Source organism: Pseudomonas sp. Hz4, from assembly GCF_054898165.1.
Map to the genome: position 1 here is coordinate 3677736 of NZ_CM142719.1, position 23096 is coordinate 3700831.

Sequence of the window (23096 nt, forward strand, 5' to 3'; positions counted from 1 at the left end):
CGCCCCACTCTCACGAGATCATTTGAATTCGACGGGGAAACCGATGGCCGGGGTCGGCAGATCCACACCGAACCACTGCTTGAAGGACGCCGCATAGGTCGGGAACTCAACGCCGGTCATGGCTTCATGCAGGGCGGTGTTGATGAAGTTCAGCCAGTCTTGATCGCCGCGTTTGACGGCGCACGCGTAGGTTTGCGGGCTCCAGGCGAAAGCCGGGCTGCGATAGCGCCCCTGGTTTTGCACCATCAGGTATTTCACCGACGATTGATCGGTGGCAGCGGCATCGGCGCGTCCGGAGTTCACCGCCTGATACATCAGGTCCACGCTGTCGTATTGATCGACCTTGGCGTTAGGCAAGGCCTGATGCACCAACTCTTCGGCGTACACGTTTTGCAGGACTGCCACGGTCACGCTATCGCCGGCGGCTTTAAGGTCTTCGATTTCCTTGTACTTGCTGTTGGCCGGTAACAGCAGGCCGACACCTTCGCGGTAGTACGGCAGCGTGAACGCCACCTGCTGCGCACGGCTGGCGGTGACGGTAATGAACTGACAGCTCATGTCGACCTTGTCGGTCAGCAAGTTGGGAATCCGCGCATCGGACGACTGCACCACGAACTCGACCTTGCTCGGGTCGTTGAACAACCCTTTGGCCACCATCCGCGCGATATCAATATCAAACCCCTGCAACTTGCCATCCGCTCCCTGGAAGTGCCACGGCGCATTGGTGCTGCCCGTGCCCACAATCAGTTTCCCGCGGGCCAGCACGCTATCGAGCTTGCTGTCCGCCGCCTGGGCCACGCCCATGGCAGCAGCCGAAGCCGCGAGAACAAAAACACACGCTTTAAACAAGGTAGGTCGGCGATGCATGGCAAGCACTCCAGGGTGATGTTAATTCCGCTATACCGGACGTTGGTATGTAACAACGGAATAGACAGCAGAAAGTGTGCCACAGGGTGTGGGTGGAATGTTGAGGAGATTGAAAAGTGTTTTGAATCAAATGGATGGATAAAATACAAAACGGACGTTACGAAATGCACAGCTGAGCAGCCGCTACCTTTGGCTACACAGTGCGGGCATCTGGTTCACAGTTGGAGTTTTGATGAGCTGATTCGGTGCGGCGCTGCATTAGTCTTTGCAGCCGGAAAATGAATGTAACAAGGCCCATCAGCGATCGGCTGCTTCCTTGTAAACATCGCTTCGCTCTCTTTTCCCTACTGCTATTACGGTTACTACCAGCACATCATCAAGCACGCGATACACCATTCGATATCCGGCACTACGCAGCTTGATTTTGTAAGCATTTCCAAGCCCGCTGAGTCGGTCAGCAGGAACGTGTGGGTTTACAAGACGCTCCTGAAGTTTCCTTTTGAACGGGTCCTTGAGGTTTCCTCCGAGTTTTTTCCATTCTTTCCAGGCTTTTTCTGAAAACTCCAGCTCATAGGTCATCAATTGAAACCCTTATGGTCGGATCGTTTTCCCGCTCTTTACAAAGGGCAAGTAACTCCAAGTCATCTAGGCGATTCATCATGGCTTCGTATTCTTTGGCGGGAACACAATAGAAAGCCGGCTCATTGCGGTTAAGTATCGCAACAGACAGGCCACCGCCGGCAGCGACTGTACCCATCGGATTTTTTTTCAGTTCAGAGATGCTGGCCACCACCTGCGAAAGCACGATATGTGTCATGAAGTTATTCCTTAGGGTGCTTTTAGAAGTGCTAAAAATAGCACTCCAAAGCGTATCTGCCTCTATCCTTTTGTCATAAAGGGGGCGCTCAGTACTTGCCATTTATTGCCCTTCGATTTGCGGATTGATCATGCGCTCCAGGTTCTCACTCATCTGTTTGGACACTTCTTTCTCACAGTCCATGACTGCCTCCATTGAGGAATGAACAAAAAGTATCACGTCACAGGCTTCCGGATTTCCGTGATTCCTGTCGGGTTGGTCCTGCAACGTAGTAAGGAGTGTCCTGGCCTACGTAGGAAAACCTACCTGTTATTTCTGACAGTAGACTGATCGCGGCTGACTCCTTTACCGTCAACAGGCACTCGATGCACGGTGAAAAAGGAGATTTCAATGAGTTCGAAAACTGCGCGCAAAACGCTGTCCCCGGTCTACCGCAAGGCCCTGAACACCTGGCGCCCGGTGATCTTGTACTTCGGCAGTGAACACTGTTGCGCCTGCGAAATGGCCGGGCCGATTTTTCGTCAGATCGCTGAACCGTATCGGCATCAGGCCCAAATCTACATGTTGAACACCAGCGAATCGCCTCGGCATCCGGACGTCACCGGCACACCCACCGTGCTGTTTTACAAGGATGGGAAGCTGCTGAAGAAGCTCAAGGGCATTGGCACTGAACGAACCCTGCAGGACGACTTCGCCTGGCACATCGGCAAGGTGAAACCGGCAACGGTGAACCGTAAACCGGTTCGCAATCTGGCGTGGTTGCGCCGGACCCTGCGCAGACTGTGCACCGTGCCTCGGGCGCGCACGTTGATCGGGGCTTGAGAAATGATCGCTCCTACACGCAGGAACAATCTAAACAGCGCGCACCAGTAATACTCGCGTCACCCGCCTCTCTTCAACCGCCGCCACCGTCATCCGCCAGCCTTCCCACTCATGGCTGTCACCGATCATCGGCAGGCGATCCAGCAGGCTCACCACCAGCCCGGCCAAGGTCTGATAGTCGTCGGTAGGCTCTGCCGCAAACCCGGTCCGTTGTCGCACCCGCGCCAGGTTCAACGCGCCGCTGACCATGAAGCCACCCTTCTCCTCGACCACATCCGGGCCCTCGATTTCGCTGGCGTCTGGCAACTCGCCGGCGATCGATTCGAGAATGTCAGTCATGGTCAACACACCGACGAAGTCACCAAACTCATTGACCACAAACGCAATGTGAGTCGAGGCGTGGCGCATCTGTTCCAGGGCATTGAGGATCGAGTAACTGTCCAGCAAGTTGATGGTCTTGCGCGCCAAATGCTCAAGACCAGGCTGGTTGCCGGCCAGGTATTCCTTGAGCAATTCCTTCTTGTGCACAAAGCCCAGCGGCTCATCCACCGCGCCATCGCGAATCAGCGGCAGGCGTGAATAGGACGAATTCATCAGGCGCGTGCGAATGGCTTCGGCATCGTCGGACAGGTCGATGTGATCGACATCTGCGCGCACAGTCATCAAGGTGCGGATCGGTCGCTCGGCGAGTTGCAGCACACCACTGATCATCACTCGTTCGCGACGGTCGAACAGCTCTACGCTCGGCGCTTCACCATTGTCCAGCATGTCGGCAATCTCCTCGCCGACCTCCTCCACCGCCAGCTTGCGGCCACCGAGCAAACGCATCACGGCGTGGGCCGTGCGCTCACGCAGCGGTCGCAGGCCCTGCATCGATTTTTTACGGCGAGCCCGGGCAATCTGGTTGAAGATCTCGATCAGGATCGAGAAACCGATGGCCGCGTACAGGTAGCCCTTCGGAATGTGGAACCCCAAGCCTTCAGCGGTCAGCGCGAAGCCGATCATCATCAGAAAGCCCAGACAGAGCATGATCACCGTCGGGTGTTCATTGACGAAACGGGTCAGCGGCTTGCTGGCGACGATCATCAGACCGATGGAAATAATCACCGCGATCATCATCACCGCCAGTTCATCGACCATGCCCACAGCGGTAATCACCGCATCCAGGGAGAACACCGCATCGAGCACCACGATCTGCGCCACGATCGGCCAGAACATCGCATAAGCCGCATTAGATGCGCGCTGGCCGACATGGCCTTCGAGCCGCTCGTGCAATTCCATGGTGGCCTTGAACAACAAGAACACACCACCGAACAGCATGATCAAGTCGCGGCCGGAGAAGCTCTTGTCGAACACCTCGAACAACGGCTGAGTCAGGGTCACCAGCCACGAAATACTCGCCAGCAGGCCCAGGCGCATCAGTAACGCGAGGGACAAACCGATGATCCGCGCACGGTCGCGTTGCTCGGGCGGCAGCTTGTCGGCAAGGATTGCGATAAACACCAGGTTATCGATGCCCAGCACCAGCTCCAGCACAATCAACGTCAACAAGCCCAGCCATGCGGTGGGGTCAGCTATCCATTCCATAAAAACGTCTCGATCTCTTCAATGAATTCAGAAAGCCGGGCACGACAAGGCGCGGCGCAAAGGCCGTGGCGGTGAAGTGACAAGGGGATTCGGAGATCGGAAGATTAGATGCTTCGCGTGCATCAAGACCGCGTGGTAGCGCGAGGAGAAAGGATAACTGGGAGGCTCCGAGAGGGTGTTCATGCAAGACCTGAAAGGAAAAAGGCCTTGGAGCGTACAGGCGAAAGCGACATTTCCCACAGCCGAAAATCATTACAAAATCTGTAATCAGTGCTTTTTGACCCGCTCGATATACCTCTCCACCGCGGGTAACTTCTCGAATCGCCGATGGATCACCGACAACCAGGAACTCGCCTCACACCCTTTGATTGGCCGGTACAAGACACCGGGCAGACTGACATGCCCGACCACCGATTCCGGCACGACCGCAACACCCTGCCCCAACGACACAAGCGCTATGACCGCCACCAGCCCGCCCGGTTGCGCCCCCAATTTCGGCGCAAATCCACCCTCGGCGGCGACTTGCAAAGTCCCGCTGATCTGCTCCGGTAGGATGAACGTCTCGTTCTGCAAGTTTTCCGGGGCGATTTCTGGCAAAAGGCACAGCCAAGACTCGGCCGACAGCGCCAGCACAAAACCTTCTGCATCGAGGCGAATGGCTTCCAGGCCTTCAGGCAGGGTCATGGGTGAGCGCACATAGCCAATGTCGAAACGCCCCTCGACCACCATCACTGGCAATGACGCCATGGAACTTTCCCGTACATTCAGGCTGACGTCAGGACACTCGCGACTGAAGGCTTGCACCTGTTTCTGCAGCAAGCCCGAATACACCGCCGAAGCCACGTACCCCAGTTCGATATGGCCAATATCCCCGCGCCCGGCATGCTGGGCGTTGTACTGAGCATATTCGAATTGCCGCACCGTCGCCTCGGCCTCGATCACCAGCGCGGCGCCAGCCTCGGTCAGGCTGACTTCACGTGTTTGGCGCACGAACAATCGCGTGCCGAGTTCGTTCTCCATGTCCTGGATCTGTCGAGTCAAGGTCGGCGGTGCGATACCGAGTTGTTCGGCGGCGCGGGTGAAGTTGCCTTGCCGGGCAACGGCCAGAAAATAGCGGAAATGGCGAATATCCATCGGTGCGCTAGCTCAAAGGTAATGAAGTGACAAGGCGTGCCTAACAAAGAAAGCATCAACCGGCGATAAGCTGCACTGACTTTTACAGTAGAGAAACGCTGCCATGTCCGTCAAACACAAGGTGAGCCCGCGACTGACGTTACTCACAGCCTCAGGGAATGCGCTGTTCCTCGACACCGCGGGCGATCAAGGGTGTCGGTGCAGCATTGCTGCTGACCTCGGCCCTCGCCTCCATCGGCCACACGTTTCACAATGAAGTGGAACGAGCCAAGGCTCTGATGTGTAATCCAAACCCCGTCCCCTCGACTGCTGCCGTCGGCGTTAAGGCTTAAACGACGCCAATACACGCTCGACATTCGCTACCAGCCCCGCGAGTGTGTTTACCGTCCGGAAAAACGCAATCTGGATAGCTGACGCAAATTCCCGTCGAGGTAATAGTCATCGGTCCAGCTGTCATCCGCCGCCAACGGCTGGACCTGTTTGAGCGCGAGTTTCTTGGCGAAATACCGAAAGCGGTAATGCTCGTAAAACCGCAGCAGCTCCAGCCCATAACGGTCCGCCAGATCGGTATTGCCGCGAATGATCAAGTAGTTCTCGTCATTGCCATTGCTGGCCGCGGCACTGAGGTTATGGCTGCCGCTGATGATTGTCGGCGCATCGCTGGTGAAGTCTGTCACCACGGCTTTGGTGTGCACCAGCAGGTTGCCCTTCTGGCCTTTCATGTTCTCTCTGAGCCAGCCTTCCAGTCCGGTGTTGAGCAGCGCGGTAGCGGCGAATTCGGCGGTGCGGTCGGCGTGGAAACCGGTGATCCGGCTGACGGTGTTTTGCAGACCGTAACGCAAAATGTCGTCGTGGGGCTGGCCGAGCAAGGCGTTCAGGATGTCGTCGGGCAAGGCGAACGCGGTGACGAACAGCACGTCCTTTTTCGCGGCGTTGATGATCTCGACAAACTCACCCAGATCCCCTTTGCCCGAGCGCGGTGAGAACCCGGCGAACATCGGTTGCAGCGGATCCATCGGGTTGTTTTGCGTGAGCCAGTTTCGGGTGGCGCCGATATCCGCCGGGTTAGCCCAGACCTGCTCGAAGGTGCGCAGATAGCTGGCGCTGACTCGCGTGTCGTCCAGCACATGCACCACGTTGGCTTGGCGGTACACGCCATTGGGGGTGAAATTGGTGCTGCCGCAAAGCACCGCTTCGGGCTGCCGCTGTCCCGCTGCGTCGAGCCGGCTCAGCACCATGAATTTGTTGTGGAAGATATTATGGGTGACTCGGCCGCGCTTGTTCTCTGCCGGGATGTTTTCCAGGCTGGCCTCGTTCATGGTGGTGTCCTCATCACCCGGCTGGGCGTGATACAGCACGCGAACGTTTACCCCACGTGCAAACGCTGCATTGACGGCATCGACAATGGCCTGCAATTCATACTCGTAAATGGCAATGTCCAGCGCCCACAGGCCACCCACCGCACGCTCGATAAACCCCAGCAAACGCCCGAGCAAACCGTTTTCCAGCCATTGCCGCGGGGCATCCGGCCAAGCTTCGATGGGCAGGTTCTTGTTGGCGGTGATCAACGCGTCGAGCTCGGGAAATTTACGCTGGAACGCTTGGCTGGCGGCGACCGCACGGTTGAAGATCACGCTTTGGTTATTCGGCAGGCCATTGTCGGAAGTGACTGTCACCTCCAGGTATTCACCCAGTTGCGGCGCATCAACGGTGCCGTAAGCCAGGTGGATTCGGTAATGGATCGTCATCCCCGGATTGACCGCGTAATCGGCCCAGCGAAATTTCTGCAACGGCGCGATATCGCTGGGGGTGGCGTGAAACTGGGGAAACGTATGCACCTTGCCGGGGAAGGTCAGTCTGTTGAACAGGAACAGCCAAGGCTTGCTGCCTTGCTGTTTTTCGATGGCGAAACCCAAGAGGCCTTTGCGGCGGGGTTCGGCCAGGTCCATGGCCAACAGCACGCCATTGGTGCCAGCGTAAGCCTTGACGCGGAAATCGTCCTGATCGTTGACGGCTAGAACGCGCATGACTCACTCCTGTGATTTTTTCGGCTCACTGCATATCATCGATATGTTGATATTCGGCCTGCAACTCGGCAGCCATCACCTTAGCCCGTCCAAGCCGAATCGGCCCGCGTTCGATGTCGATCAGCAGCCCAGGACAATCAAGCGCCGACAACGTTGACCAGTCCTTCAATCGGCCATCGGTGACCAACAACAATCGCTGCTGTTGCGCCGGAAAGTGTTTTTGCCGTGCTGTCAGCCATCGCCCCGCTTCCCCCAGCGCCGCCAGTAATGGCGTACCACCGCCCGCCCCCAGGCCATCAAGCCAGTCGCGCAAACCGGCGGAGGCTTTCAACCCTTGCACTTGCCATTTCGGTAGATTGCCACTGGCCGTCAGCAACGCCAGGCGCGCACGCTGGCGATAGGCGTCGTCGAACAGCTGCGCCAGCAAGCCCTTGGCATCGCTCAACGCCTGATGGCGGCGGGTCGAGGCCGAGGCGTCGACGATCACCAGCCACAGTTCGTGGGGCGAACGGGTGCGCAGGTGAAACAGGACATCGTCGCGCTGACGCGGACGGCCATTCAGCAATGTGCCGGGCCAATTGATCGAGCCGTTACGTGCCGCGTGACGTTTACCCTGCTTGCCATTGTCCAACCGTCCGGCGCGGGGTCTGGCATTCGCCCCCGCGTCAGATCGAGGGCGAATGCCTAGGGCTTTTTTGGCCAGCTCGGCACTTCACGTCGCGCGCCGACCGGTAACGCCTGGGCGGGCATTTCCCCCCATTGACCCTGGCCTTCGCTCGGGTTGGCATTTTGCGTCGAGGGCGGCTGACATTGTTGCGGCGCCGGTGGCGACTGCTCGCGGCGGCGATGGCGCAAGGCAAATTCGGCGACGGCGTCGATATCTTCCTCGGCGATTGCGCTTGCCCCGCGCCACGCTGCATGGGCACGCGCCGCGCGCAACCAGACCAGGTCGGCTCGCAAGCCATCGACGCCAGCGGCAAAGCAACGCTCGGTAATCTGCGTCAGCGCATGATCGTCGAGAGGGACACTTGCCAGCGCGCTGCGCGCTTTCTGGCAACGCTCACGCAAAGACTGCTGTTGGCTTTCCCATTCTGCGCAGAAGCTGTAGGGATCGCTGTCGAAATCCAGCCGCCGGCGGATGATCTGACCGCGCTCGGCCGGTGCTGTGTGACCACTGAGGGCGACGTTCAGGCCAAAACGGTCGAGCAGTTGCGGACGCAGCTCACCCTCTTCCGGGTTCATGGTGCCGATCAGCACGAACTTCGCCGAATGCCGATGGGAAATGCCGTCACGTTCGATCAGATTGGTGCCGCTGGCGGCCACATCCAACAGCAGGTCCACCAGGTGATCGGGCAATAAATTGACCTCGTCAACGTAGAGCACACCGCCGTCAGCCTTGGCCAGCACACCGGGGGAAAACTGCGCGCGCCCCTCGCTCAGGGCGGCGTCAAGGTCGAGGGTGCCGACCAACCGTTCTTCGGTGGCACCCAACGGCAATGTCACGAATTGGCCGCTGGCCAGCAGATCCGCCAAGCCTCGGGCCAACGTAGACTTGGCCATGCCGCGGGGGCCTTCGATGAGTACGCCGCCGATTTTCGGGTCGATGGCGGTCAGGTAGAGGGCGAGTTTCAGATCGTCGGCGCCGACCACGGCGGAAAGCGGGAAATGGGGGGTGTCGGTCATTGTTAATACTCGGTCATGGTCGGTAGCAGGCACACCTTGTACCTGTGGGAGCGTGGCTTGCCCGCGAAGGCGTCCGGTCAGTCGATGTCAATGTTGAATGTGAGGGCGTCTTCGCGGGCAAGCCACGCTCCCACAGGTTTAGCGGTGCAGCAGAGTTAGCTGTCTTCTTCTATGTCTAGCAACAAATTTTCTAGCGCTTCGCGATACTCACCCGGCTCCTTCCACATCCCCCGCTGCTGCGCCTCCAGCATCCGTTCAGTCATATCGCGCAACGCATGCGGATTGTGCTCACGGACAAAATCCCGGGTCGCCGGGTTCAGCAAATACGCCTCCGCCAGCAACGCATACTGGTGGTCGTCGATCAGCTGCGTGGTCGCGTCGAACGCAAACACATTATCAACCGTCGCCGCCAGTTCAAACGCGCCTTTATAGCCGTGGCGCTTCACGCCGTCGATCCACTTCGGATTGGCCGCCCGTGAGCGAATCACCCGGTTCAGCTCTTCCTTCAACGTGCGGATCTTCGGCAAGTCCGGCTGACTGTGATCGCCATGGTAACTGGCCGCTGTTTCACCACTGAGGCTTTCCACGGCCGCGAGCATGCCGCCCTGGAACTGGTAATAGTCGTTGGAGTCGAGCAAGTCGTGCTCACGGTTGTCCTGGTTTTGCAGCACGGCTTGCACTTGGCTCAGGCGCTGAGCGAACTGCTCTCGCGCTGCGGTACCTTCGTCAGAACCGCCGTAAGCGTAGCCGCCCCAGTTCAGATAAACCTCGGCCAGGTCATCGCGGCTTTGCCACAGGCGACCCTCGATGGCGCCCTGCACGCCCGCGCCGTAAGCACCCGGTTTGGCGCCAAAGATGCGCCAACCAGCCTGACGCCTGGCCGCGTCTTCATCCAGCCCCGATTGCATCAACGCTTCGCGCTCGGCACGCACCTTGGCGGCCAGGGGGTTGAGGTCGTCCGGCTCGTCAAGGGCGGCGACCGCTTGCACAGCGGCGTCGAACAGACGGATCAAGTTGGCAAAGGCATCGCGGAAGAACCCGGACACGCGCAAGGTCACGTCCACGCGCGGACGGTCCAGCAGGCTCAGCGGCAGAATTTCGAAATCGTCGACCCGCTGACTGCCCGTGGCCCAGACCGGGCGCACGCCCATTAGCGCCATGGCCTGGGCAATGTCATCGCCGCCCGTGCGCATGGTCGCGGTGCCCCACACCGACAGGCCGAGCTGACGCAGGTGATCGCCGTGGTCTTGCAGGTGTCGTTCAAGAATCAGGGTGGCCGACTGGAAACCGATGCGCCACGCCGTGGTGGTCGGCAAGTTACGCACGTCCACCGAGTAGAAATTGCGACCGGTCGGCAGCACGTCGAGTCGACCCCGACTCGGCGCACCGCTGGGGCCGGCCGGCACGAAGCGGCCACTGAGAGCGTCTAGCAGACCGCGCATTTCCGCCGGACCGCAGGCGTCCAGCCGTGGAGCGACGACTTCACGCAGGCTGTCGATGATGGCTTTCACCTCTGACCAGCCTGGCGCGTTCAGCAGCTCAACCTCAGTGTTCAAGGCCTGCTCAATCAGCTGTGTGGCGAACAGTTCCAGACGCTCACGAGTATCACCCGCTGTGCGCCAGGCTTCCTGGGTGAGGATTTGCAGTTCAATCGGACGCGGCCCGGTCCAAGGCTCAGCCAGCGCACAATCCAGCGGATCAAAGCCCAACGCGAACGCCTTGGCCAGCGCACGCAGCAGACTTGATTGGGCGCCACGCCCATCGCCACGCGGGATACGCAACAACGCCAGCAAGGTGTCGATACGCAAACGCCCGGTCGGCGACTCGCCGAACACATGCAAACCATCGCGGATCTGCGACTCTTTCAAGTCGCACAAATACGTGTCCAGACGCGGCAACCAAATCGCCGCATCGGCCTCACTGTCGAGCTTCTCGTCCAGTTGCAGTTCGCGGTCGATGTGCGTCTCGCGCACCAGTTGCAGGATGTCGCGCTGCAATTCCCGGGCACGGCGCGGATCGAGCAATTGCGCTTCGTAATACTCGTCGGCGAGTAATTCGAGGTTGCGCAACGGGCCGTAGGTTTCGGCGCGCGTCAGCGGCGGCATCAGGTGATCGATGATCACCGCTTGGGTGCGGCGCTTGGCCTGGGCGCCCTCACCCGGGTCGTTGACGATGAACGGATAGATGTTCGGCAGCGGCCCGAGCAGCGCGTCCGGCCAGCAATTCTCCGACAGCCCGACGCCTTTGCCCGGCAGCCATTCGAGGTTGCCGTGCTTGCCGACGTGGATCACGCCGTGGGCACCGTAGGTGTTACGCAACCAGAAGTAGAACGCCAGATAACCGTGAGGCGGCACCAGGTCCGGGTCGTGATACACCGCGCTCGGATCCACCTGATAACCCCGCGCCGGTTGAATGCCGACGAAGGTCAGGCCAAAGCGCAGCCCGGCGATCATCATTCGCCCGCCACGGGACATCGGATCGCTCTCGGGCGTGCCCCAACGATCCAGCACGGCTTTGCGGTTGGATTCGGGCAAGGCGTTGAACATCAGCAGATAGTCGTCCATCGCCAGGCTTTGCTGACACGGACGCTGGTCAAGGGTGTCGAAGTCGTTGCTGACGCCACCGAGCAATTGCTGGATCAATGCGGTGCCAGTGTCCGGTAACTCCGCCGGTAGCGGATAACCTTCGGTGTGCAGCGCACGGAGGATATTCAGCGCGGCGGCCGGGGTGTCGAGGCCCACGCCGTTGCCGATACGACCATCACGCGTCGGGTAGTTGGCGAGGATCAGGGCAATGCGTTTTTCACTGTTCGGCACCCGCGCCAGATCAATCCAGCGTCGCGCCAGTTCGGCGACAAAATCCATACGTTCAGGTTGCGGTCGGTAGCAGACCACATCCGACTGGCTGCGCTCGCTGCGCCAGGCCAGGTCCTTGAAGCTGATCGGCCGGCTGATGATTCGGCCATCCAGTTCCGGCAGCGCGATGTGCATCGCCAAATCGCGTGGACCGAGGCCCTGTTCACTGGCACGCCAACCGGATTCGTTGTCCTGGGCGCAAATCGCCTGGATCACTGGGATGTTGCGGCGAAACGGTCGCAGGTGCGGCGCTTCGGGGCTGGATTGAGCGAAACCGGTGGTGTTGAGAATCACGCCGGCTTCGACTTCATCCAACCAGTCCTCGACCGCCGTCAGGCAGCCGGGCTCTTTCAAACTGGCCAGCGCAATTGGCAACGGGTTCAACCCCGCCGCTTGCAAACGCTGGCAGAAAATATCGATGAAACCGGTGTTCGCCGCTTGCAGATGCGAACGGTAAAACAGCACCGCCGCGACCGGTTGATCGGCCTGCCAGTCGGCTTGCCAATCGTGAAGGTCTGCGGGGCTTTTTTGCGGATGGTAGATCGCCGTGCGCGGCAGGGTTTGCGGCTCGGCCCAGGCGTAGTCGCGTTCCAGCCAACGATCGGCAAGGCAGCGGAAAAAATCCAGGGCATTGCTCATGCCGCCCTGACGCAAAAACTGCCAAAGCCTATCGCGGTCGCCGGCAGCCACGGTGCTGAGGTCGCTGAGTTCCGGGTCCGGGCGGTCATCGCCGGGCACCAGAATCAGCTGCACGCCGCGCTGGGACAACGCCACCAAGCGCTCCACGCCATAACGCCAATAGGCGATGCCGCCGTGCAGCGAGATCAGAATCACCTTGGCGTGGCGCAGCACTTCGTCGACATACAGGTCGACCGACGCGTGATTCTGCACCTGCATCGGGTTGGCCAGGCGCACGCTCGGGTAATCGTCGGGCAACTGCTGCGCCGCTTCGGCGAGCAGCGCGAGGCTGGAGTCGCCACTGCACAGGATCACCAGCTCGGCGGGGGTTTGTCCAAGGTCGGCAATGTTGTCATCCGACACGAAACCGCCGGGCTGGGTCCTGAGCAGGTGCATGGCTTAAACGCTGAGCGCAGCGCGCAGTTGCGTTTCGATTAGAATTGCGTCCAGTTCCTGACCGATCAATACCAGGCGTGTGGTGCGCGCTTCGTCGGCGCCCCACTGACGGTCGAAATGCTTGTCGAAACGAGTGCCTACGCCCTGGATCAACAGGCGCATCGGCTTGTTCGGAATCGCCGCAAAGCCTTTGACGCGCAAGATGCCGTGTTGAACCACCAGTTGAGTCAGCGCGTCCAGCAGCAGGCTTTCATCTGCCTGGGGCAGTTCGATGGAGATCGAATCGAAAGCATCGTGATCGTGATCGTCCTCACCTTCATGGTGGTGATCGTGATGGCTGTGACGGCTGTCGATGTGTTCTTCGGAACCAGCACCGAGGCCGATCAGCACGTTCAGTGGCAGACGACCACTGCTGGCCTCGATGACTTTCACGGCGGACGGCAATTCTTCAGCGACTTCCAGGCGCACACGGGCCAGGTCTTCGGGGCTGATCAGGTCGGCCTTGTTGAGGATCACCAGGTCGGCGCTGGCCAGTTGGTCGGCGAACAGCTCGTGCAGCGGCGATTCGTGGTCCAGGTTCGGGTCGAGTTTGCGCTGGGCATCGACCTGGTCCGGGAAAGCCGCGAAGGTGCCGGCGGCGACCGCTGGGCTGTCGACCACGGTGATCACCGCGTCAACGGTGCAGGCGCTGCGGATTTCTGGCCACTGGAAGGCTTGCACCAGCGGTTTTGGCAGGGCCAGACCAGACGTTTCAATGAGGATGTGGTCGAGGTCGCCGCGACGGGCGACCAATTCGCGCATCACCGGGAAGAACTCTTCCTGGACGGTGCAACACAGGCAGCCGTTGGCCAATTCATAAACGCGGCCGTTGGCTTCTTCCTCAGTGCAGCCGATGGAGCACTGCTTGAGGATTTCGCCGTCGATGCCCAGCTCGCCGAACTCGTTGACGATCACCGCGATGCGGCGGCCCTGAGCGTTGTCGAGCATGTGCCGCAGCAACGTGGTTTTGCCCGAGCCGAGGAAGCCGGTAACGATGGTGACGGGGAGTTTGGCCAGTGTTTTCATCGGATGCCCTTTGGCAAGGTGGCGGGCATACGGGACGACGACCGGCAACGCGGACGCGCGTGCCTGAAGAGTTCGCCACCGGATCACCCCGCCCGGTTGAAAGTGAGAATCTGTGTCGAGGCAGGTCTCCTGGCTGACGGCTTGCCAGTCGTTCGACTGACGTAGGCTGCGCCTTCCCGCGGACCCGATAGACAGGGCTTGCAGTGGCGTGGCAGCCAACAGAACCGTTCACAGTTGCGGGGGCAGCCGCGGCATCGACCGCGTTCCCTTCTTAGCTTCGGCAGACGCCGAAGAACCTCGAAAGCGCAAGGCTACGCATCGTGTGAGGGCGGGTCAATGTCTTGTGGCAGCCGTACCGGCCCCTTCGCGAGCAGGCTCGCTCCCACATCTATGGTTACCCCCTTTTCTGCAATACTGTTTTTGATGCGTGGTTGGCTTGCTTTCATCTATCCGGCGTCTGAGTGGGGTTGTGGCCCCCGCGCCTCGATGAGAATCGATGCCCGACGATCCTAATTATTCGAACGGCCTTTCAGCCGTGTGGGAGCTCAGGGTTGTCGTCAGGCCGGTTGGCCGTTCACGTCATCTGTTATCCAGCATCGCAAAACCAGGTGGGTGGTGCTCGGGTGACAGCAGGGTCAGGCGTTCATCGCGGTTGGCCCTGCATCGAATTCAGAGTGGTGTGCCGCAATCGCCCAGGCGATCCTCGCCAGCTTATTGGCCAGCGCGCAGACCACATGGTTGGAGTGATGGTGGGCTAATAGCTGCCGGACCCAGTCCGCCAGCCAGCCTTTCTGGCGCTCCAGCTGCATCAAGTAGACACGGGCGCACTGGATGAGCAGGCGCCTCTGGTTGCGATCACCGCGCTTGCTGATGCCCAATAGAACGGTCTTGCCGCCCGTGGAATGCTGTTTGGGCACCAGCCCGATCGAGGCCGAATAGCCTCGCCCGCATTTGAACTGTTTGCCATCACCCAACTCGGCAGCCAGGACGGTGGAGGTGATCGGGCCGACACACGGCATGGTCATCAAACGAGATGCCAGATCATCTTCAGCGGCCTGGCATTGCACTCGCTTATCCAGTGCCTTGATCCGCTCATTCAGGTAGTTGAAGTGCTCATGTAGCATCGTCAGAATTATTTTGATGTCTTCAGAAAATGAACTCGCCTCAAGTAGCGTCGGCAGATCGTTGATCGATTTGAAGCCTGGGGCCAAGCTGACGCCAACCTCCAGAAGGGCTGCGTGAATCCGATTGACGGTCGCGGTGCGGTCTTTGATGAACGAATCCCGTGTCGAGTTGAGCATGGCCAACGCCTGCTGAGCCTGGGTCTTGGGGGCGACAAAGCGCATCGTTGGGCGGGTCGCTGCCTCGCAGATCGCCTCGGCGTCAGCGAAGTCGTTCTTGTTGCTTTTCACATAAGGACGCACGAGATGAGGCGCAATGAGCTTGGGCGTATGTCCCAGCTTTGCGACCTCCTGCGCCATGAAGTGGGCGCCGCCACAGGCTTCCATCACGACGATGCAGGGATCGAGGTTCGCCAGGTGTTGGATCAGCGCCACTCGAGTAAACTTTTTGCGCTGGAGCTCATGACCACGATCATCTTGAGCATGCAGGTGAAAGGAGTGTTTTCCCAGGTCGATGGCGGCAATAGCTACTTTGTTCATGGCAACGGTCTCCGATAGGCCCCCTGTGAAAGCTTAGTGGGCGATCACAGGGGGCGGCGGGGGTAGCCATTTCATTATTGTAATGCGGTCACCTGTGGGAGCGGGCTTGCTCGCGAAGGACGCGACTCGGTATCCAAGTGAGAACCCTTGCCAATTGACGCCCAACCCCCGCCCATGCTCTCCTACGCACTGTGTTACGGGTGCCCTTCACAGGGTGAAACGGGAAACCGGTGAATCATGTGCTTTCCTCTAAAGTCATGTCAGTCCGGTGCTGCCCCCGCAACGGTAAGCGAGCGAAGCGTCAGAACCACTGTGCCAGCAGTTCAGCATGGGAAGGTGATGCTTGCAGGTCAGGGCGAAAGCCAACGCCCCTCGTGAGCCCGGAGACCGGCCCGCAACACAAAGTGACCATTACGATCACTGAATGACAAACCCGCGGTGGGCGGGCGCTGTTTGAACCTCTGCGCGCCCGACTCGCAGGGGTCTTCCATGCGCTCTATTCACCCGCTGACAGACCAGAGGGAAGCGCCATGTCGATCATCAGCAGTACCGGCAGCAACACCGATAAGAGCACCGCCAGCACCACCACGACCCTGACTCAACGCCTGACCGCCGCGGTGTGTGCGTCGATCCTTGGCGCTAGCCTGGTGTATTTCGCCGGTTTCTCGCACATCGAAGCGGTGCACAATGCCGCGCACGATACCCGCCACAGCTCTGCATTCCCGTGCCATTGAGGCTGCTGACATGATCAAGCGTATTGCGCAAACCGCAGGGTTCACCGGGCTTCTGGCCGCCTTGCTGCTGACCCTGCTGCAAAGCTTCTGGGTGGCTCCGCTGATTCTGCAGGCCGAGACTTACGAAAAATCCGAGCCCGCCGCTGTTGCAGTTCACGAACACGCCGCGGGTGCTGTCGCCGCTCACACCCACGACGCCGAAGCCTGGGAACCGGAAGACGGCTGGCAGCGCGTGCTGTCGACCACGGGCGGCAACCTGGTGGTAGCGGTCGGTTTCGCCCTGATGCTCGCCGGCCTCTATACCTTGCGCGCACCGACCAAAACCTCCCAAGGCCTGCTCTGGGGCCTGGCCGGTTATGCGACGTTCGTGCTGGCGCCAACCCTCGGTCTGCCGCCTGAGCTGCCGGGCACTGCCGCTGCTGATTTGGCGCAACGGCAGATCTGGTGGATCAGCACTGCCGCCTCCACTGCAGCCGGCATCGCATTGATCGTGTTCAGCCGCCACTGGTTGATGAAAGTGCTCGGCGTGGCCATTCTGGCCGTTCCTCACGTGATCGGCGCACCACAACCGGAAGTCCACTCGATGCTGGCTCCAGAAGCGTTGGAAGCTCAGTTCAAAATCGCTTCGCAGCTGACCAACGTTGCGTTCTGGCTGGCCCTGGGCTTGATCAGTGCCTGGTTGTTCCGCCGCAAAAGCGATGGTCAATACCACGCATGACTGACACTAGCGCCGCGCCGACCCTGGTGGTCGGCCTGGGCTGCCAGCGCGGCTGCCCCGTCAGCACGCTGCGGGCGTTGCTCGATCAGGCGTTACAGGCTTATAAAATCGAGCTCCACCAGATCAAGGCATTGGCCAGCATTGACCTGAAGCGCGAAGAACCTGGTTTGATCGAATTGGCTGAACAGCTAGCGCTGCCACTGATGTACTTCAGCAGTGAACAACTGGCCGGCTATCAACCGCAACTCAGCCACCGCTCGGACATCGCGTTCGAACGCACCGGCTGCTACGGCGTCGCGGAAAGTGCCGCCCTGGCCCTGGCCGAACAGTTGGCCCAGGCACCGGCAAAATTGCTGATTTCACGACAAAAATATGCCCAGGCCACCTTGGCTTTGGCCTGCGTCGCCTGAAATCCTCAATAATCCCCGTCTTTGATCATGAGCAATCTTCATCTGAAACCTTGCCCATACCCTTTTTCTCACAGGAACCGACGATGACCGTCTACTTCATTGGCGCAGGTCCCGGCGACCCGGAACTGATCACCGTCAAAGGCCAACGGCTGATTCGTAGCTGCCCGGTGATCATCTACGCCGGCTCCCTCGTGCCCGCCGCCGTGCTGGAAGGCCATCGCGCCGAACAGGTGGTCAACAGCGCCGAACTGCACCTGGAACAGATCATCGAGCTGATCAAGACTGCCCATGCGAACGGCCAGGACGTGGCCCGTGTACATTCCGGTGATCCGAGTCTTTACGGTGCCATTGGCGAGCAGATTCGCTACCTGCGCGAACTCGACATCCCTTTTGAAATTATTCCCGGCGTCACGGCCACGGCGGCCTGCGCGGCACTGTTGGGCGCCGAACTGACGTTGCCCGATGTGTCGCAAAGCGTGATCCTGACCCGCTACGCCGACAAGACCGCCATGCCCGCTGGCGAAGAGCTGGGCAGCCTGGCGCAGCATGGGGCGACCATGGCGATTCATCTGGGGGTCAATCATCTGGAGAAAATCCTGGTTGAATTGCTGCCGCATTACGGCGCGGACTGCCCGATCGCGGTGATTCACCGAGCGACCTGGCCGGATCAGGATTGGGTGGTGGGGACGCTTGAGGACATTGCCGCGAAGGTTGAAGCCAAGGGGTTTCGACGCACGGCGCTGATTTTGGTGGGCCGAGTGTTGGGCAGTGATCACTTCAGTGAGTCATCGCTGTACCGCGCTGGGCATGCGCATCTCTTCCGACCCTGATCGTTCCCACGCTGGCCGATCGTTCCCACGCTCTGGTCTGACCCCAAAAAGTTGGACGATTGTGGACCTATACCTGAACGGACTGAGTCCTGTATTCAACAGGGCTCAGTCCGTTTAGTTTCAGCTTTATGCGACGATGATTGTAATAGTGGATGTAATCCACCAAACCAGCGTGAAGCTCGTCGACATTTTCGAATTTTTTCAGGTAAAAAAATTCAGATTTGAGCGTGCCAAAGAAGCTCTCCATCGCCGCGTTATCGTAACAGTTGCCTTTGCGCGACATGCTCGGTGTGACCGAATGTTCTTTGAGAAGCTGACCATAAATGGGCATCCGGTACTGCCAGCCCTGGTCTGAATGCAGAATGGGCTTTTCATCTGATTTGAGTCGCTTAAAAGCTTCGCTAAGCATTGTCCCAACCATGCTGAACAACGGCCGCTTTGCGATATCGTAGGAAATGATTTCGCCGTTGTACAGGTCCAGGATGGGCGAAAGATAAAGCTTCTGCCCGCTCACTTTAAATTCCGTGACGTCAGTTACCCACTTTTGATTGGGCTGTGAGGCGTTAAAATCGCGGTTCAAAAGATTTGGCGCCGCTCGGCCAACTTCTCCTTTATAGGCACGATACTTCTTCACACTCACGCGGCATCTAAGACCAAGCTCAGCCATGAGGCGCTGGACGGTCTTGTAGCTGATTACGTAACCATCCTTGCGAACTGCCAGCGTCACGCGGCGATAGCCAAGCTTGCCTTCGTCTGCGTCGAAGACCTCACGTATCTTGGCTTTCAGATCCGCATACTTATCAGCTGCTTGAAGTACTTTCTGCTGATAATAAAACGTGCTGCGCGCCAATCCTGCCACTTTTAACAAACCATCAAGAGAGTGCCGCTGCCTCAGTTCGATTACGATTTGCGCTTGTTCTCTTGCGCTGCTCGTTTCTTTTGAACCAAGGCGTCCAGCTTTTTTAGATAGTCATTTTCCAGCCGAAGTTGATTCAGTTCCGCAATCAGCTCATCCCGACTACGGGATTCATCAGGTAACTGAGGCAGGGCAGGTTCGGGCGGTTTGGGCATTTTTCTTACAGGTCCGATACGTCTGGGTTGGATTAGCAACGCATTTTCATCGCCCCCATCATAGCGGCGCTGCCAATCGCCGACGATGCTGAATCTACGGATATCGAACAATGCCGCGACTTGGCGATAGGAAAGCCGTTCTTCACGCATACGCTTCAGAACCGACAACCTGAATTCAACGCTGTAGTGCTGCACCTTTTTTGCTTCTAGCGCCGCAGCACCGTGCACTTGGTAGGCCGCGACCCACTGACGCAACGACGAAAAATCAACGTTGTGACGATGCGCGACCTCTCTAAATCCCGCTTTGCCGGAACAGTAATCCTGTACCGCTGATAACTTTGCTTGAACAGTGTACTTACCCATGAAACACCCCATCAGTTGTGTCCAACTTTTGGGGTGCAGACCACTCTGCGTGGGAATGCAGCCCGGGACGCTCCGCGTCCCTTCTAGAGCCGAACGCGGAGCGTCCGTTGAGGCATTCCTTTGCTGTGCGTGGGAACGATCAAAAAAAACGGCACTCACGGGTGCCGTTTTTTTCAATACGCAGCGAACGCCTTAGTAGTAGGCGTTTTCTTTCTGCGTGTGGTCGGTGACGTCACGAACACCCTTAAGCTCGGGAATACGCTCGAGCAACGTGCGCTCGATGCCTTCGCGCAGGGTGACGTCTGCCTGGCCGCAGCCTTGGCAACCGCCGCCGAACTTCAGTACGGCGATGCCGTCTTCGACCACATCGATCAGGCTGACCTGACCGCCGTGGCTGGCCAGCCCCGGGTTGATCTCGGTTTGCAGGTAGTAGTTGATGCGCTCGTTGACCGGACTGTCGGCGTTGACCATCGGGACTTTGGCGTTTGGCGCCTTGATGGTCAGCTGGCCGCCCATGCGGTCGGTGGCGTAGTCGACGACCGCATCGTCCAGAAAGGCTTCGCTGAACGAGTCGATGTAAGCGGTGAAGCTTTTCAGCCCCAGCGCGGTGTCTTCAGGTTTTTCTTCGCCCGGCTTGCAGTAAGCAATGCAGGTTTCGGCGTACTGAGTGCCAGGCTGGGTGATAAAGACGCGGATGCCGATGCCTGGGGTGTTCTGCTTGGAGAGCAGATCAGCCAGATAATCGTGGGCGGCGTCGGTAATGGTAATAGCGGTCATGGAAACTCCTCGCAGGCTTGGGCGCAGTTTACGCCAATCATCGCGCCGCACAAAGTCCTAGTATTTTTGTCGGGAAAGATGCGCCTGTCGATGAACGTCTAATCACCGCAACCCCTGTAGGAGTTCGGCGGTGCGTGTTCAGGCTTTCTATCAAAGATTCTCGTACCGGTTCATGTCCAGCACGCCCTCTTCCACCGGATCGGTCTCGTGGACGTACCGGCTCAGGTCATGGAAGTAGAACCAGAACTGCGGATGGCTGCGGCGAATACCCCAGCGCTCGACGATTTTTTCGAAGCGATTGGCGTCCTTGGCGTTTTCCATGGCATCCACGAATGCCGGCACTTGCTCGGCCGGGATGTTGAACATGAAGTTCGGATAGCTACTGAGCACGCCCGGGTAAATAGTCACGGTGTCGAGCCCTGGCTGATACCGCAGCGATTCACCGAGCAGGAACGCCACGTTACTGTGTGCGCGGTTGCGCAGCAGGCTGTAAACCTCGCGTTTGCCGCTTTGGGTTTCGATGCGCAGCAGGGTCGCTTCCGGCAACTGATCAATGACTCTCAATCCGGCCGCCGGACGCGAAGTCAGTCGACTCAACGCCTGCTCGGCGCTCTGCAATGCCGGATCGATATTAGGCCGCGAGCAATAAGCGCCATCACACCGGTTGATCGGATCAGGCTTGGCGTTGAGGTCGCCGTAACGGGCCAGCAACTGCATGGCGAAATCGCGTTTCGGGTCCTTTTCGTCCAGCACCAGCGCCGTCTCTTTGTCGTTATCGATGGACTCGTAGTCCAGCCACATCTTGAATTTTCCGCCGCTCTGGTACCAATCGTCGAGGTAATCATCCCGCGATTCGGCGGGCATCAGACGCAGGAAGTTTTGCTCGGCGCCGTTGCGAATCAAGTCGAAGTACAGGCGCGTTTGCGCCTGATGGGAGACGTTGCCGAACACGTCGAAATTGACCGCCAACTGATAATAAGTGCGCTCCAGCAGCGGGAAGTCGAACAGCCACATTGTTTGCGGCACGTCACCGATCAGGCCCTTGTTCACCGAGGCGCTGTCGAAATGCCGGAAAATGCTCAGCAGCGCGTTGTCGTTGCCGGCCCACAAGGTCGACCAGCTCGGGGCTGGCGTATCGGCGTAACTGTCACGGCGTAGCGCCTCGTATTCGTTACGCTTGTTGCGGTAGTCATGCCACAGGCTCAGGACACTGCCGACATCATCGTTCTGCCCCGGCATCGCCAGCAGCGGCGTGGCCTGACCGCGGTAGTTCGGATCGATGATGTAGAGGTCGTGCTCAGGCGCCTGGAACATTGCCCAGAAGTTATCGCGGATCACGTCGGTGGCGATCTGACCGCGGCACACCGGGCCGCGAATGAAGGTGCGCACGAAGTATTCGGCGTTATCGAGCATGAACTGATAACGCGCCTGGGCCGGGATCGCCTCGAACGTAGTGAACGGATTGGCCCGACGATCCGGCCCGTAGCCTGGCAACGCATTGACCTGCCAGTTGCCGTTATAGAAGAGGCTTTTGGTCCGCGCCATCTTCGCCGCGCTCAACGGGTAGGTGATGTGGGTCTTTTGCACAATCACGCCTTGCACCGGCCACAAGCGGTAATACACCCGAGTACCCGGATCGTCATTCGGGCGGCGTGTGTTGATCAGATCGATCGGCTGGCCGGTCGGCGTGCGTGAACGTACCCACTGAAAGAAATGCCCCGGCTCGCCGTCCTTGAAGTAGAGATGAGCGAGAAACCAATGCTCGAACAACCAACGCCCCACCAGGCTCTGTCGCGCGCCCGGTGCGTTGAGCAGGTTTTCCCACTGCACCACCTGCAACGCTTCTTTGGCGCTCGGCACAAGACCTTGCTCGTCAATCGGCGCGCCGGACGCCAACCAGCGTTGCAGCGTCTGGTATTGCTGGTCGGTCAGGCCGGTGACCGCCAGCGGCATGCCCTCTTGGGGGTGTGAACGGGCGTAGCCGTCGAACTCGGCCGGCATGGCGCACCTGTTTTCCCGGTTAAGACCAAGGACGATGTCTTCGGGCAACCTGGCGTTGGGTTGCAATGGGGTTTTGTGGCCCTGCTCCAGCATCCGCGCCATCAGCGAGGCTTGGCTGCCTTGAGCGTCGAGCACCGAGTAGAAGTCCTTTTGCTGCCAGGCACGTTGACCAAAAGCGTCATAAAACAGCCGGGTCGGCGCGGCAGCCTGGCTGCGTTCGCCGTCGTAGACCGGGATCTTGGTCGCGCCCCGAGCAGCCCCTTCGCCACTGCCCAGATTGAGCTGACAGGCGGAGTCATAGCAGGCGTGGCAGGCCACACACTTTTCGGTGAAGATCGGCTGGATGTCGCGGCTGTAGGAAATCGCAGAGGAAATCGCCGGACCTTGCGCGATGGCATCCCAGCTTAAAAGCAGCATAAACAGGCTGGTGATGACGCGATTCGACATGTCCCTGGTCCCAATCATGAAAAGCGCTGCGATTCTACCGGTCTGTCCCCCACATCATCATGAGCGATATTCATGCAAAACCGGGACATGCTCTAAAACCACGCAGGTTTGCTATCATCCTGCCCCTTCGTCATGGTCTTTCCGAGTAGTCCA

General features: G+C 59.1%; 19 protein-coding genes and 2 riboswitches. Of the genes, 5 read left to right on the forward strand and 14 right to left on the reverse strand.

Going from position 1 to position 23096, the window contains the following annotated elements; translation table 11 throughout:
• Positions 1-18 precede the first annotated feature (18 nt).
• The 3 genes from ACYZTR_RS16770 to ACYZTR_RS16780 all read right to left on the reverse strand — a co-directional run bounded on the left by ACYZTR_RS16770 (position 19) and on the right by ACYZTR_RS16780 (position 1684).
• Positions 19-867, reverse strand: coding sequence for a transporter substrate-binding domain-containing protein (locus tag ACYZTR_RS16770; RefSeq protein ID WP_461972634.1), 849 nt, complete (start codon positions 865-867; stop codon positions 19-21).
• 297 nt (positions 868-1164) lie between these two features.
• Positions 1165-1446, reverse strand: coding sequence for a type II toxin-antitoxin system RelE family toxin (locus ACYZTR_RS16775; RefSeq protein WP_461972636.1), 282 nt, complete (start codon positions 1444-1446; stop codon positions 1165-1167).
• On the reverse strand, positions 1436-1684 hold the full coding sequence (locus tag ACYZTR_RS16780; protein ID WP_461979762.1) for a type II toxin-antitoxin system Phd/YefM family antitoxin: 249 nt from the start codon (positions 1682-1684) through the stop codon (positions 1436-1438). Before ACYZTR_RS16780 ends, ACYZTR_RS16775 begins: the two co-directional genes overlap by 11 nt.
• A gap of 390 nt (positions 1685-2074) precedes the next feature.
• Between ACYZTR_RS16780 and ACYZTR_RS16785 the strand changes: the two genes are divergently transcribed.
• The gene (locus tag ACYZTR_RS16785) at positions 2075-2506 is read left to right on the forward strand and encodes a thioredoxin family protein (RefSeq protein ID WP_461972638.1); all 432 of its coding nucleotides are present in this window, start codon (positions 2075-2077) and stop codon (positions 2504-2506) included.
• 30 nt (positions 2507-2536) lie between these two features.
• On the opposite strand, the gene ACYZTR_RS16790 is transcribed toward ACYZTR_RS16785, so the two are convergent.
• The 8 genes from ACYZTR_RS16790 to ACYZTR_RS16825 all read right to left on the reverse strand — a co-directional run bounded on the left by ACYZTR_RS16790 (position 2537) and on the right by ACYZTR_RS16825 (position 15592).
• Positions 2537-4093, reverse strand: coding sequence for a TerC family protein (locus ACYZTR_RS16790; protein WP_461972640.1), 1557 nt, complete (start codon positions 4091-4093; stop codon positions 2537-2539).
• A 267-nt stretch (positions 4094-4360) separates the two neighbouring features.
• Positions 4361-5227 carry a LysR family transcriptional regulator gene (locus ACYZTR_RS16795; RefSeq protein WP_461972642.1) on the reverse strand — a complete coding sequence of 289 codons (867 nt, stop codon included), beginning with the start codon at positions 5225-5227 and terminating at the stop codon, positions 4361-4363.
• 380 nt (positions 5228-5607) lie between these two features.
• Positions 5608-7254 carry a phospholipase D-like domain-containing protein gene (locus ACYZTR_RS16800; protein WP_461972644.1) on the reverse strand — a complete coding sequence of 549 codons (1647 nt, stop codon included), beginning with the start codon at positions 7252-7254 and terminating at the stop codon, positions 5608-5610.
• Positions 7255-7279: 25 nt separating this feature from the next.
• On the reverse strand, positions 7280-7819 hold the full coding sequence (locus ACYZTR_RS16805) for a vWA domain-containing protein (protein WP_461979764.1): 540 nt from the start codon (positions 7817-7819) through the stop codon (positions 7280-7282).
• Positions 7820-7938: 119 nt separating this feature from the next.
• On the reverse strand, positions 7939-8937 hold the full coding sequence (locus ACYZTR_RS16810; protein ID WP_461972646.1) for an ATP-binding protein: 999 nt from the start codon (positions 8935-8937) through the stop codon (positions 7939-7941).
• A gap of 155 nt (positions 8938-9092) precedes the next feature.
• The gene (gene cobN / locus ACYZTR_RS16815) at positions 9093-12866 is read right to left on the reverse strand and encodes a cobaltochelatase subunit CobN (protein WP_461972648.1); all 3774 of its coding nucleotides are present in this window, start codon (positions 12864-12866) and stop codon (positions 9093-9095) included.
• A 3-nt stretch (positions 12867-12869) separates the two neighbouring features.
• The gene (gene cobW, locus ACYZTR_RS16820; protein ID WP_461972650.1) at positions 12870-13931 is read right to left on the reverse strand and encodes a cobalamin biosynthesis protein CobW; all 1062 of its coding nucleotides are present in this window, start codon (positions 13929-13931) and stop codon (positions 12870-12872) included.
• A 102-nt stretch (positions 13932-14033) separates the two neighbouring features.
• Positions 14034-14246, reverse strand: a riboswitch (cobalamin riboswitch).
• A gap of 320 nt (positions 14247-14566) precedes the next feature.
• Complete coding sequence (locus tag ACYZTR_RS16825) at positions 14567-15592, reverse strand: IS110 family RNA-guided transposase (RefSeq protein ID WP_461972651.1); 1026 nt, start codon at positions 15590-15592, stop codon at positions 14567-14569.
• Positions 15593-15773: 181 nt separating this feature from the next.
• Positions 15774-16002, forward strand: a riboswitch (cobalamin riboswitch).
• A gap of 120 nt (positions 16003-16122) precedes the next feature.
• Between ACYZTR_RS16825 and ACYZTR_RS16830 the strand changes: the two genes are divergently transcribed.
• The 4 genes from ACYZTR_RS16830 (at position 16123) to cobM (ending at position 18284) form a co-directional block, all read left to right on the forward strand.
• Positions 16123-16326 (forward strand): CbtB domain-containing protein, encoded by a 204-nt coding sequence (locus ACYZTR_RS16830; RefSeq protein ID WP_223513157.1) that lies wholly within the window; start codon positions 16123-16125, stop codon positions 16324-16326.
• A 10-nt stretch (positions 16327-16336) separates the two neighbouring features.
• On the forward strand, positions 16337-17044 hold the full coding sequence (locus tag ACYZTR_RS16835; RefSeq protein ID WP_461972653.1) for a CbtA family protein: 708 nt from the start codon (positions 16337-16339) through the stop codon (positions 17042-17044).
• Positions 17041-17454, forward strand: coding sequence for a cobalamin biosynthesis protein (locus ACYZTR_RS16840; RefSeq protein ID WP_461972655.1), 414 nt, complete (start codon positions 17041-17043; stop codon positions 17452-17454). The genes ACYZTR_RS16835 and ACYZTR_RS16840 overlap by 4 nt, the downstream gene beginning before the upstream one ends.
• An 83-nt stretch (positions 17455-17537) precedes the next feature.
• Positions 17538-18284, forward strand: coding sequence for a precorrin-4 C(11)-methyltransferase (gene cobM, locus ACYZTR_RS16845; protein WP_461972657.1), 747 nt, complete (start codon positions 17538-17540; stop codon positions 18282-18284).
• A gap of 67 nt (positions 18285-18351) precedes the next feature.
• Here cobM and ACYZTR_RS16850 read toward each other — a convergent pair.
• The 3 genes from ACYZTR_RS16850 to ACYZTR_RS16860 all read right to left on the reverse strand — a co-directional run bounded on the left by ACYZTR_RS16850 (position 18352) and on the right by ACYZTR_RS16860 (position 22943).
• Positions 18352-19718, reverse strand: a protein-coding gene (locus ACYZTR_RS16850) for an IS3 family transposase (RefSeq protein ID WP_461972659.1) whose coding sequence is annotated in 2 segments (ribosomal slippage) — positions 18352-19238 and positions 19238-19718 — 1368 coding nt in all. Because the reading frame shifts where the segments join, the coding sequence is not laid out codon by codon here.
• A 192-nt stretch (positions 19719-19910) separates the two neighbouring features.
• Positions 19911-20495 (reverse strand): Fe-S biogenesis protein NfuA, encoded by a 585-nt coding sequence (gene nfuA / locus ACYZTR_RS16855; RefSeq protein WP_007898222.1) that lies wholly within the window; start codon positions 20493-20495, stop codon positions 19911-19913.
• A 150-nt stretch (positions 20496-20645) separates the two neighbouring features.
• Positions 20646-22943 carry a fatty acid cis/trans isomerase gene (locus tag ACYZTR_RS16860; protein ID WP_461972661.1) on the reverse strand — a complete coding sequence of 766 codons (2298 nt, stop codon included), beginning with the start codon at positions 22941-22943 and terminating at the stop codon, positions 20646-20648.
• Between the last annotated feature and the right edge of the window lie 153 nt (positions 22944-23096).

What these genes read in the sequence shown, in the direction of transcription:
- ACYZTR_RS16795 (WP_461972642.1), bottom strand. Translation starts at nt 5,227, where the DNA reads ATGGATATTCGCCATTTCCGCTATTTTCTGGCCGTTGCCCGGCAAGGC.
- ACYZTR_RS16830 (WP_223513157.1), top strand. Translation starts at nt 16,123, where the DNA reads ATGTCGATCATCAGCAGTACCGGCAGCAACACCGATAAGAGCACCGCC.
- cobW (WP_461972650.1), bottom strand. Translation starts at nt 13,931, where the DNA reads ATGAAAACACTGGCCAAACTCCCCGTCACCATCGTTACCGGCTTCCTC.
- nfuA (WP_007898222.1), bottom strand. Translation starts at nt 20,495, where the DNA reads ATGACCGCTATTACCATTACCGACGCCGCCCACGATTATCTGGCTGAT.
- ACYZTR_RS16810 (WP_461972646.1), bottom strand. Translation starts at nt 8,937, where the DNA reads ATGACCGACACCCCCCATTTCCCGCTTTCCGCCGTGGTCGGCGCCGAC.
- ACYZTR_RS16785 (WP_461972638.1), top strand. Translation starts at nt 2,075, where the DNA reads ATGAGTTCGAAAACTGCGCGCAAAACGCTGTCCCCGGTCTACCGCAAG.
- ACYZTR_RS16860 (WP_461972661.1), bottom strand. Translation starts at nt 22,943, where the DNA reads ATGTCGAATCGCGTCATCACCAGCCTGTTTATGCTGCTTTTAAGCTGG.
- ACYZTR_RS16840 (WP_461972655.1), top strand. Translation starts at nt 17,041, where the DNA reads ATGACTGACACTAGCGCCGCGCCGACCCTGGTGGTCGGCCTGGGCTGC.
- ACYZTR_RS16780 (WP_461979762.1), bottom strand. Translation starts at nt 1,684, where the DNA reads ATGACACATATCGTGCTTTCGCAGGTGGTGGCCAGCATCTCTGAACTG.
- ACYZTR_RS16800 (WP_461972644.1), bottom strand. Translation starts at nt 7,254, where the DNA reads ATGCGCGTTCTAGCCGTCAACGATCAGGACGATTTCCGCGTCAAGGCT.
- ACYZTR_RS16825 (WP_461972651.1), bottom strand. Translation starts at nt 15,592, where the DNA reads ATGAACAAAGTAGCTATTGCCGCCATCGACCTGGGAAAACACTCCTTT.
- cobN (WP_461972648.1), bottom strand. Translation starts at nt 12,866, where the DNA reads ATGCACCTGCTCAGGACCCAGCCCGGCGGTTTCGTGTCGGATGACAAC.
- ACYZTR_RS16835 (WP_461972653.1), top strand. Translation starts at nt 16,337, where the DNA reads ATGATCAAGCGTATTGCGCAAACCGCAGGGTTCACCGGGCTTCTGGCC.
- ACYZTR_RS16775 (WP_461972636.1), bottom strand. Translation starts at nt 1,446, where the DNA reads ATGACCTATGAGCTGGAGTTTTCAGAAAAAGCCTGGAAAGAATGGAAA.
- ACYZTR_RS16790 (WP_461972640.1), bottom strand. Translation starts at nt 4,093, where the DNA reads ATGGAATGGATAGCTGACCCCACCGCATGGCTGGGCTTGTTGACGTTG.
- ACYZTR_RS16770 (WP_461972634.1), bottom strand. Translation starts at nt 867, where the DNA reads ATGCATCGCCGACCTACCTTGTTTAAAGCGTGTGTTTTTGTTCTCGCG.
- cobM (WP_461972657.1), top strand. Translation starts at nt 17,538, where the DNA reads ATGACCGTCTACTTCATTGGCGCAGGTCCCGGCGACCCGGAACTGATC.